Here is a 10705-nt window from a genome sequence, read left to right as displayed (position 1 = left end):
ATCAGCATTAATTTTAGATAACTCTTCAGCAGCAGTAGCTCTCCATGCTAAGTTTCCTGGACCATCAAATGTTTTTCTTAATTCTCGAATGACATTTAGAACTTTCTCTGACCATTCAATAAATTCAGTAGCCCCCCAATAACTTACTCCCTCAAGGTGTGGAATTGCTCCATCATTTGCCCTCGTCACAGGTGTTAATATGACTGGTAAAATTTTACAATTTTTATATGATTGATCATGATCAATCAACCATTTTGGATGAGATGCTGCCTGTCTTGCTTTAGTTGCGCTCAAAGAGGAAGTATTTCCTGCATCAACATGATCTTCAAAAACTATTACAAAATCTCCCTTAAACCACCAAGGATCAGGTGAAGCTTCAGATTCAACTTTATTAGCATTAAACCCAAGATATTTACCAAGTTCAACTTGCGCCATTTCAAATGATTCAGGCTTACTAAGTCCTTGTCTAATTTTTGCTTCATTAGCTACAAACTTAGTATTTGAAATCAAACCTAAATTAATCAAATTACTTTCAATTTGTTCAATCTGTTGCATTACCAATAGATTTTTTTGATCTTGTTTTTCTTCATCAGATACAATCTTCATTTCTCTTGAAAGAGAAGTAAGCCAAGGTATTGCAATAGCTATTTTTTTAGCTTGTAAATAATGCTCGCGAGCAACTACATCAAAACCAGTATGTCCCTCCAAATATGCCTGGTCTGCAGCTGAACCTGCATAATACTGCCATAATGCTCTATATCCTTTCAAATCAGGATGCTTTAAGACACTTAAGACTTCTCGTGCTGCTTCTCTTGCTTCTATAGAGTCACTACTCCATAAAGCTTTTTGCCATTTAATTTCGTATTTAACAGCATGAGATAATTCTTCCATAGCTGGAAATTGCTCTTGTACAGCTATGGCTCTACTTTCCAAAATCGATTGATTCGCATCTTCCCAATCAGTTTCATGCTCAAAGAAAATTTCAAAATTTTCAATTAGATCTTGTATATCTGCTTCGGTAGATTGGTAAATACCAAATTCAAGTTCTGCTTGGAGTTCTGGATGAAAGTATTTTCTTTTTTTTGAATCTGTTAAATAACAGCTTAATTCATCACCTGTGATTATTACTGCAGAATAATCATTGAGTCCACGAGTACAACGCCCAATCGCTTGTAGAGCCCGCGTCTGAATTCGGTCATTAAATAGTAAACTAGCTCCCATTTTATTGATGAAAAAGCGTTCTTGTAAATTGATCGACTGAGAAAGTCCATCAACGAATAATAATCTACAATCATCTTCAGGAAAGTCTATACCATCATACCTATTCGCAATCACGGCTACTGCTTGATCCTTTTCAATAAAATCTGACTTACTATTTTCAAGTTCGTTTGCCGTAAAAACTGGGAACCCTAAATTTATATCGATATCATTTGAAATTTCCTTAGCAGCTTCATTATTGGATGTTAAGACTATGCTACGCCCAGCCTTAGTCATTAAAGTTCTTCGCAATTGAACTATTTGTTCACTATCCAATGATTTTTCAGGAAAAATAAAAAATCTACGCCCAATACCTTGAGTATCCCAACCTGCAGGAATAGGTAACCTCTTAATGTTAGGTCTACCAGTTAATCTCTCTAAGTCTCCACCTAAACCCAGAGTAGCAGACATATATATTCTTTGCTTTGCACTTGCAAATGGACTATGTACCCATGTTGGAGGAATTAAAGGTTTAATAAGAATTTCATTAGAAGATACATAAATTTGGCATGCATTTAGATGATCTTGCAACATGCTCCATGCAAATCTTTGATCATTTTCACTTGTTAAATGAGCGTTAATTGTTGCTCTTAAATCTTGAGCAATAGTTAATAATTTCTTTGTAGGTATTTTATCAACCCATGTTGCATCTTCTATACTGGACCATGCTCCAGATAATCTTGCAAAATTTTGCTCTGGTAAAACAGACTTTAAAACTCCCGATATCGCCTTATACAGGATCTGATCACTTTCCTCAGTACGACTAACACTGAAAGTCCAAAGAGATTGTAAATAGTTTTCCGCAGCATGAGCATCATCAATAATAATGACATCAGCATTATTGAAGAAGGGTCTAGTATTAAATAAACTATTATAGGTAGTTACAGCAACTCTATTACCATCTAAATACGCTGACTTTGAGTCAGGCGAATAATATTTAGCTGAACCAACGAAACCTTCAACTTGTAGGCCATATTTATTATTCGCTTCCTCTACCACCTGATTTACCAATTGTCGGGTAGGACATAAGAACACTACTCGTTCATTAAATTTTCTTCTCCGCCATTCCGCTAATAACAGACCAACTAAGGTTTTACCACTACCAGTAGGAAGTTGAATTGCTACGTCTTTCTCATTTAGTGCTTGCTTAACATAACTTCTTAAAATTTGACCTTGGTGATCAAATAAACTTGCATGTTTTCTACGAGGTAAGTCAATAAAAAGCCTATCTGGGCTCTCGGGTACAGCTGTTTTCAAAATCGGTTTTTTAAATGCCATTTTACTATCTTCTAAACATTACAACTATCAACTAAAGCTTTATCTCTGGATAAAGTCACTTAGGCTATTCACTATCCCAATACCAATACACTTCACCCCAGTCCGTTTCTGAAAGTATTGGCAATATGGCACCTTGCGTAAAATAAAGTCGTGTATCAGGTTTAGCTGGAGTAATCCAATGACCTGTTTTAATACAAGCTTCACCACCTTTTACTTTTATACGTTCTGGCTGTTTCTCTTCTTGAACTACATTTGATTGTGAACGCGCAAAATCAACTAAGTCTTTTGGATAGAACTCGTGATCACGGTATAAAGCATCATCTATTTCTAACAACCAAGTCACCGCTGCGGCTTCCCATGACCAATAACCATAATAGCTAACGCCCGATCTAAGATCAGTTTGTGGATGTTGATCATGATAAGGCTCTCTACGACTCGCCTCATACCAGCTTTCTAAATATTGCAATATTAAAGCGGGGCGTTGCTCAGGTGCAGCATTAAACACCTTGATTAACTTTCGATAAGGCAAATGTCTTCTGGCTTCATCTGGTGGAGTGCCACAGTCTGCTACAAAGGGAGCAACCAGACGCTCGATTAAACCATCTTTTTCCTGCCCTTCAGGTGTGGCTTCAACATAGTCAATAATCGGCATAATCCGATACATTTGATCAGCATAACCTGTCAATAACCCAAAACAGATCAAACGTAAAGCAATATACCAGTAGTCCTCTGTACCTAAACTAATATGCCAGACATAACGTCCCCCAGCATCAAGACTTAGATTATATAAATGGCTGGTTTCAGCATATTCTTCAGTCCAATAGAGTACGTAAGGGTAAAGCTCTTTAATAAAACCGATATCACCACCCGCCGAATATTGTAAAGACATTAAATCTAATACATCTTGTAAGCGTTGATGCCCTGCACTCATCATTTTTCCAGCTTTGGCACTAGTTTTATATTTTCGGAATCCATCAGTCACTGAGTAAATGCCATTTAGAATAGTATTAAATCTTCTTTGATACATTTCTGCTTCCAGAAAACTATCCCTATAACTATCCGAATCTTTGATTTCCTGATCAAACCACTTCTGCCAATCTATATCTTGATCATTGACTGTTATCGACATTCTTAACGCTCCAGCATTTCATTTGGCAATACAAATTCTAAAGTAATCGCATGTGCAGTCACTGTGCGGGTACATTTTGGTTTATCCAGCCCCTTACATTTACTGTGGTGATCAAATAAATTCCCCGTAATCGTAACTAAGCTCCGATCATAAGGACAACGAATAGCGACAGTTTGTCCTTTTCCATTTTTAAAAACTCTCTCTGCTGAAGGCTTAAATTCAACACGCCTCCAAGCAGCAATATCCTCAATCAAGTTATCATGTGCAGGAATTATTTTTGCACTACGAATTTTATTCGCAACCCATAAATGTGACATCTGTACACCATCACCGACTGTTGTACCTACTGACCGTTTAGCTTTACTTTCCTGATCAGATTTCATGTAAACATCTAATCCCATTCTTAAAGCAGCCATTGCAGCTTTAGGGGTCATGAGTTTTTTATGACTGGCTAAATTCGTCGATTTACTATCTGTAACACGGTACTTATGCCCAATACTATTGCTATGCCAGACATGGTCGATACCATTGTGTCCAGTATCGTGATATTCATACAGCACACCATTATTATTAATTTTGCTGCGGTTCTTTTTCCGCTTCACAAAATAATAATCCGTGATGTGCTCACCACCCGAACCTAGTTCCTGATTACTACGCTTTTTTGCTTCCCTTTTGGTTGATGTATTCTTGCTTCCTGTCTTCGCGGTATTACCACTGGTATTTTTAAGAACCTGACCATTTTGCTGTGTACGAGGAGCAGACGTAGAATTAGGTTTCTTTGAACCCGTTTTATGAATGGGTGCCTTCGCTGTGGTATTTGGATAAGGTGTTGCTAAAGCCTTTTTATGGGCTAATTGCAGATCTTTCATCACCATTTCAATTTGCTTGTTCGCAACTGTTTTCATTTTTCTCAATTGCACCACAAGAGTTTTTAATCGGGCCTGTCCCAAGACCGCTCTGGTCATCCAGCTATCAAAAACGTTAATGAGTCCATCTATCATTTTATTAACGGTTTTCTGTAGCTCTTTGGTATAAGCATTCCAGTTTAAATTACGAAACCATTTTTCAACATCGCCACGCATGGTTTTACTTGGAATTGCATCTAATATTGCTCCCATCGCTTTACCTGAACGCAATTGCTTAAATACAATTTTAAGTCCATCTCCAGCAGCGGGAACAAATGCAATTATATTAAAGACCAGATCAAACCAGTTGTCTTTGTTATTCGGGTTTTCTGAAATTTTGACAATTGAAACGATAACATTACCAACATCGACGCCTTGCCCCACGAAAGGGATACAGCCAATCACAACAGCCACAATAATTTGTGCCGGGCTTGACCCACTCCCATCTAATACACCTTTTATCCAGTCGGCTGCCGATTGTTCCCCTTTTTTGGTGACTCGAATGGTTTTAGCAGGTGACTTTGCAATGGCTGTACTCATACATCTCCCCCAAAACCAAAATGTGGGGTTGCTTGTGCATTCAATGGGATTTCTTCTGCATGATCAGCAATGGCATCATCTGGATTATTTTGTTGTTCTAAATCTTTTTCCTCATAGTCATTGATATGGTCATCGTACTCAACACCCTGCCCATCTATCATGGCTTGTATTTCATCAGGGAAATATTCATCTAATAAGTGGTCAAGTTCTTGCTTGTTATATTGTTCGATCAATTGTTCTGCTGCCATGACACTCATTACGTGTTTATCTTTAAATGTATTGTCCTGTTTGGGTTGATCAGGTTTAGCTTCCATATTGCTAAAACCGTAATAGACCTTTGGCTGGATTTTATCAGCAGAGACTTGTACTTTTGCAGAACCATTACCATCCAGAATGCCTTCTTGTGTCGTACCATCCTGAAATATAAGTTTATAAGGTGCTTGAGCGACTGGCTTTAAATCGCCATACACATATTTCAGTTCAAGCTCCTTAGCAGGCATATTCAAATTAGGTAAGGCAGGTAAGGTAGCAGAAGCACTACCTCCTCCCATAAACATATGCTGCCCAGCCTTTACCTCAAACTTACCGCCAGTAACAGGGAAAATACCTGAGCTATTAATCTTGATTTGGGAACCACCCGACGTGATCACAATTTCTTTAGAAGCACTAATTTCAATACGATCTTCTGTGGAAATAATCTGAATGCCTTTACGAGCAATAATATCTGCGCCGTCACTTTGTGCCTGTATTTCAACTTTGCCTTTGCCCGCATAAAGCCGTGCGCCCTGTTGGGCTGCAAATAGGCTAATTTTGTTTTGGGCATGTGCAATCAGGTTCTTCTGAGTGCTTAGGCTAATGCTGTCTCCGGCATTTTGGCTTATCTGTCCATCTGCGCTTAAATGAATGTCTTCATGACTCGCAAGAGCAATACTGTTCGGTGCGCTTAATATCATAATAGCTTGCTTAAATAGAGCAGCTTTGTCTTTATCTTGTTGTTCAATTTGCTCTATAAACGTTTTTAAGTTTTCAAGCACTTCCAATGGGTCAGTTTGCTGGTTTTTCGCAACTTCACTGAGTGCCTTGGTATTATTAAGGCCACCTTCTATTTGCTGCTTGGCATCGACTGCATCTAAATGTGTTCCTTGAGCTTGGTCTTGTTTATGGGTACTAACGAGTAAGCCTCTACCTGCTCTAACCGCACCCCACTGATCTGTTCTGAGTTCAAAGCCTTCACCGCGGCCCTCACTTGTCGCACTGTCTTTTGGATGGCTTAAGTTACCTAAGTTTAGCTGACTGACCGCATGGCTACTTTGTAGCTGGGCACTGATTTGTCCAGTGGTGTCATCAAAACGGAGTTGGTTAAATCCTTTACCACCCACTTCTTCTGATCGAATGCCACTGAGTTTTTTAGTCTCTGGTAGCCGTCCTTTCTGGTCAAACTGGGTCGGATGCCGTTCAGCTTCGTGAATGCGACCTACTACAAACGGACGATCAATATTACCGTCAAAGAAATCAATCACCACGATTTCACCCACACGTGGCAAGAAGCGTGCCCCATAACCTTTTCCAGCCCACGGGGTGACAACATCAATCCAAGCGGAGTCTGTATCATTGTCGTTACTGCCTGCGCCACCATCATGACGGTGGTCATCGGCTCGGGTAAACAGGAAGCGCACTTTAATACGTCCCCATTGATCAACATAAATTTCTTCACCCGCTGGTCCCACTACACGGGCACGTTGTACAGTGGCTTCCGGTCGATCTTGTAATGGCTGGTATTCTGGAACTGTCTTGATATGGCGACGTTGTAAAATCAGTTGATTGCCTTGGCGTTCATCTGTCTGACTAGCTTGCCAATGGCTTTGTTGAACTAATGCTTGAATTTGCTGGTTTAAGTCTTTTGGTAAGTTATTCTGGTTGTAGTAATGCTTACCGATAATTAAGAACTCTTTATCTGCCCCACTATGCAGATCAATTTCAGGGTGCTCATTCAGTTCAAACCAGTAGCCAACTTGGGTATCTCGTACTGTAGTTTGGGCAGTAAACTGCTTGGACTTAGCATCATGGTAAGCGCTGAGGTTCTGGTTAAATTTCTCTAATTGTTGATTACTTGCGGAGGTTACACCATCTTCGCCTTTTAAATCTTGCATCCATGCCGGACTAAAGTGCCATGCATCTTCAAGACTTAAACTTTGATTGTCATAGTGGGCACTATGTTGATGTGTACTTTGTACACTACCTGCCCCATCGGTTTGTTGTAACACATCTGACTGCCAACGCTGCACAAAAACAGAAGTCGGCTGCAAACTACGTCCAGCGATCAGACTGGTCATACTGTCAAATTGTTCGGTTGCGTGACTTCTATGGTAACGAATCGTTCGTCTTGCCAATGCCTGATACTGGCTATTGTCATCAATCAGGCGTAACTTTTGTGGCTGAATATGATCTGTATTGCTCGGTACAATCAGTTCAGCTTCATCAATCAGCCAGTTAATCCCTTCACTACGCCATAAGCGAGTTAAGAAGTCATGATCACTCTCGTTCAACTGCATGACAAAAGGACGGATATCGTATGTCTGTTTCAATCCGCTCAAATCCAAAGTCAGACTAGCAGCAAATAATGGGCTTTTACCTTGCCATTCCTGAAACAGAACCTCAGTAATTTCTTTCACACTCTTGTTCATAAACACACGGCTATTTCTGCGTTTATGCCAGAGATATATTGGATCATTTATGCTGAGTTTATATAAGGTTAAAGCACCATCACTTTGCCCTTGTGATGCACCCGTGATAATCCCTGTGGTTCGGAATAATTGACCCTGATCTGTTACCTGATCAACCGCAACCTGTACCCCAATAAATTGTTTAAGTGCAATATGGGCATTGGTTGATAAACAGATCAACTCTGCTGTCATGCCCTGATTAAGATAATGTTGCCCGTCTATGCGTTGTAAAAAAACCTGACTATTCAAGGATGCATCAGAAAACTGGAGATGCACCGAACGATGCTGGGAGAGTAAACCCAAACTCTCTAAAACTTGAGAAATATTATTAAACATCACATTTTTATAAATTTAGATCATAATCGGACATATTCTATTAAATACATACAGATCTGTCTATTTTTTATATCTATCTCCCCCTCATGACTAGTTCAATCCCCTATCTATACACTAGAATAGTAAGCTTACTACTTCAAAAAATTTAATAACCGATTATGAATGCACAAATAAAATTCAAAAAAAAAAAAACAATCAAACCGAGAAATTATTCTAAGTAATGCAACTCAGCTCTTTATTCAGGATAAGCTACATCACCGTGGGGATCGATCGTATTATTACGGAATCCGATATTGCTAAAGCGACCTTTTATAAGCATTTCCCACCTAAAGAAAAACTGGTATTCGCTTGCCTACAGGAATTAAAACTCGATATTCAAATGGCTGTGGAAGAGCATATCTCGGCACGATCAGTTTTGAAGGGCATGTAACTAAGTATTTTTAAATACTCTTTTAACACAGAATTATTTATGCCTTCGTAATATTTTCAATTCACTAAAGAGCCTTACATGGGTAAATATCTTTCAGCATTTTTAGCTATAGTGATTATTCTCACAAGTATAGCTTTCATTCGATTATCAGAATTTGAAATTTCCGATTATGGACAACAGCGTATTATCTCATTTAAGCATCATCAGAATGTCCTGCAAGGTACGCTAATCCTACCTCCTAATCAAATTTCACCGCCTGTGGTTATTTTAGTTCATGGTGACGGACCTCAGGATCGTTGGTCAGATAATGGCTATTTTCCACTGGTTAATTATCTTGTATCACAGGGCATAGCGGTTTTTTCATGGGATAAACCTGGTGTAGGGGCAAGTACTGGTAACTGGCTGGCACAGAACATGCCAGATCGTGCAGATGAAGCAGCATTCGCACTCCAAATTCTGAAAGAACAACCAGAATTAAAAAAAAGCCATATCGGTTATTTGGGATTTTCACAGGCTGGCTGGGTTATCCCCAAAGTGACTCAGCTAGCAACACCTGATTTTATTATACTAGCTGGTGCAGCAATCAACTGGCGCAATCAAGGAATATACTATACTGGGCAACGGCTTAATTCTGAAGGGCGCTCCTTTGCTGATATTGAAGAGGCAAAAAAACGCGAAGCAATAATTTTTGATAAGCAGTTTACCAAAGGCGTTGCTGCCCGCCCATGTGCATCGCGTTGTACTCGCCAGGATTTTGAGCGTAGAAACTCCCTTGCAGATGCAACCCAAGATATCTCAAAGATACATACCCCCGTGTTCATTCTAATGGGAAAAGATGACCGAAATGTCAATCCCGATGAAACAATAGATGTCTGGAGCAAAACATTACCAACTGAAACTTCCCGTTGCATTGTACTGATCCCAAAAACAACTCACGGGCTTTTGCGGAGCACTTTGTTTGACTACCAATTACCCTCTCAATGGCCGATTTGGAAACAGGGACTCTTTTTATTACTCGGACAATATGCATATTCGCCTAAAGTACTCAATGCTATTTCTGGCTGGATACTTACTCAACAATGCAAGTATTGAACTACTTTCTTAATGGGGATTGCTTTCTAAAATTTGAATCAATTTATTGTGAATTCTTAAAACGGAATTCTACATGCTTAAGAATTCGCCACACACTGCTCAGTCCAATAACCCGTTGTAAGAAAAGTTTCTCCCGCTTGAACTTGGTCTTGGTTTTATGATTCAGCAGCTTGTGCAAGAATTGTCACCATCCCAGATGTAACATCAGTCTCAACATCATAAGTTTCTGGTTGGTCACCAAAGTTGGCCTCCCAATAAAAGCCAACTTCAATAGCCGTTACATTCAGTTCATTTTATTTGTTTTTGTTGTAGCGCCCCTGAAAAATGACCTCAATATCATTCCCATTTTTATCCAGTGTGACTAGTTTGACCTCGGTATAAATATTTTTTCCTACTGATTCAAACCGAATGTGAGTGGGCTCTAGACCTATGTATTCAGTTGTAAAAGTATCTTCATAATACAACTTGTATCCAGCAGCAAATTCTGTCAAGTCCCCCTCACGAAACATGATGCACGTTGAACGATCGCCATGAAAGATGACAAAACCATTCAACGGTTGAATTTTGGAGTCCTTTTTAAAAACTGGTGTCGCTTTACTCTTATCATTTAAACCAGAAAGAATAATCTCTGCATTCTTATCGACCTTAACAGTAAGATCAATGGCATTGTCTTTCTCATTTTTTGGTAGATTGTGATAAGTCACACCATCAATTACAGCTTCGTAATTTTCGTAGCGCTTCACATCGCCTTCTTCAAAGATAATTCGGGTTGTTAATCCTTCGTTATCTATTTTTCCTCCAAATGGTTTAACTTCAGTACCATCGTGAAAAATATCTTCACTTGGATGAGTGCCACTAGAACCATGAATACTAATCTTGCTATTCCATACGACATCTTCACTCGCTGGAATCAGAATGATATTTTCCTTATCAATACGCTCAGGGTGTTGAAACGTGATACCTTCGACAACAATGTCATAGTTTTCAAAGTAACTGAGACTACCTACTGGAAATT

Annotated in this window: 7 protein-coding genes; 2 read left to right on the top strand and 5 right to left on the bottom strand. The window is 39.2% G+C overall.

Annotated features, from left to right (window positions below; genetic code table 11):
* The 4 genes from NL42_RS14000 to NL42_RS13985 all read right to left on the bottom strand — a co-directional run.
* A partial coding sequence (locus tag NL42_RS14000) for a DEAD/DEAH box helicase (protein ID WP_461313190.1) occupies window positions 1-2535 on the bottom strand: 2535 nt, incomplete at its 3' end.
* A 64-nt stretch (window positions 2536-2599) separates the two neighbouring features.
* Complete coding sequence (locus tag NL42_RS13995; protein ID WP_461313189.1) at window positions 2600-3664, bottom strand: PoNe immunity protein domain-containing protein; 1065 nt, start codon at window positions 3662-3664, stop codon at window positions 2600-2602.
* A gap of 2 nt (window positions 3665-3666) precedes the next feature.
* Window positions 3667-5109 (bottom strand): hypothetical protein, encoded by a 1443-nt coding sequence (locus NL42_RS13990; protein WP_461313188.1) that lies wholly within the window; start codon window positions 5107-5109, stop codon window positions 3667-3669.
* Window positions 5106-8168: a type VI secretion system Vgr family protein gene (locus NL42_RS13985; RefSeq protein WP_461313187.1), complete on the bottom strand. Its 3063-nt coding sequence runs from the start codon at window positions 8166-8168 to the stop codon at window positions 5106-5108. Before NL42_RS13985 ends, NL42_RS13990 begins: the two co-directional genes overlap by 4 nt.
* Before the next feature lie 259 nt (window positions 8169-8427).
* Here NL42_RS13985 and NL42_RS13980 point away from each other — a divergent pair, with 259 nt between their 5' ends.
* Window positions 8428-8598: a TetR/AcrR family transcriptional regulator gene (locus NL42_RS13980; protein ID WP_461313186.1), complete on the top strand. Its 171-nt coding sequence runs from the start codon at window positions 8428-8430 to the stop codon at window positions 8596-8598.
* Between the two features lie 78 nt (window positions 8599-8676).
* Window positions 8677-9690, top strand: coding sequence for an alpha/beta hydrolase family protein (locus tag NL42_RS13975; RefSeq protein WP_461313185.1), 1014 nt, complete (start codon window positions 8677-8679; stop codon window positions 9688-9690).
* A gap of 293 nt (window positions 9691-9983) precedes the next feature.
* On the opposite strand, the gene NL42_RS13970 is transcribed toward NL42_RS13975, so the two are convergent.
* On the bottom strand, window positions 9984-10705 hold a 722-nt coding region (locus NL42_RS13970; protein ID WP_461313184.1), incomplete at its 5' end, for a hypothetical protein.

The sequence above is a fragment of the Acinetobacter sp. GN11 genome (genome assembly GCF_054823985.1).
This window is presented reverse-complemented; position numbering and strand designations above follow the sequence as displayed.

Excerpts from the sequence above, each read along its gene's own strand:
- NL42_RS13990 (WP_461313188.1), bottom strand. The coding sequence starts at position 5,109 with ATGAGTACAGCCATTGCAAAGTCACCTGCTAAAACCATTCGAGTCACC.
- NL42_RS13975 (WP_461313185.1), top strand. The coding sequence starts at position 8,677 with ATGGGTAAATATCTTTCAGCATTTTTAGCTATAGTGATTATTCTCACA.
- NL42_RS13985 (WP_461313187.1), bottom strand. The coding sequence starts at position 8,168 with ATGTTTAATAATATTTCTCAAGTTTTAGAGAGTTTGGGTTTACTCTCC.
- NL42_RS13995 (WP_461313189.1), bottom strand. The coding sequence starts at position 3,664 with ATGTCGATAACAGTCAATGATCAAGATATAGATTGGCAGAAGTGGTTT.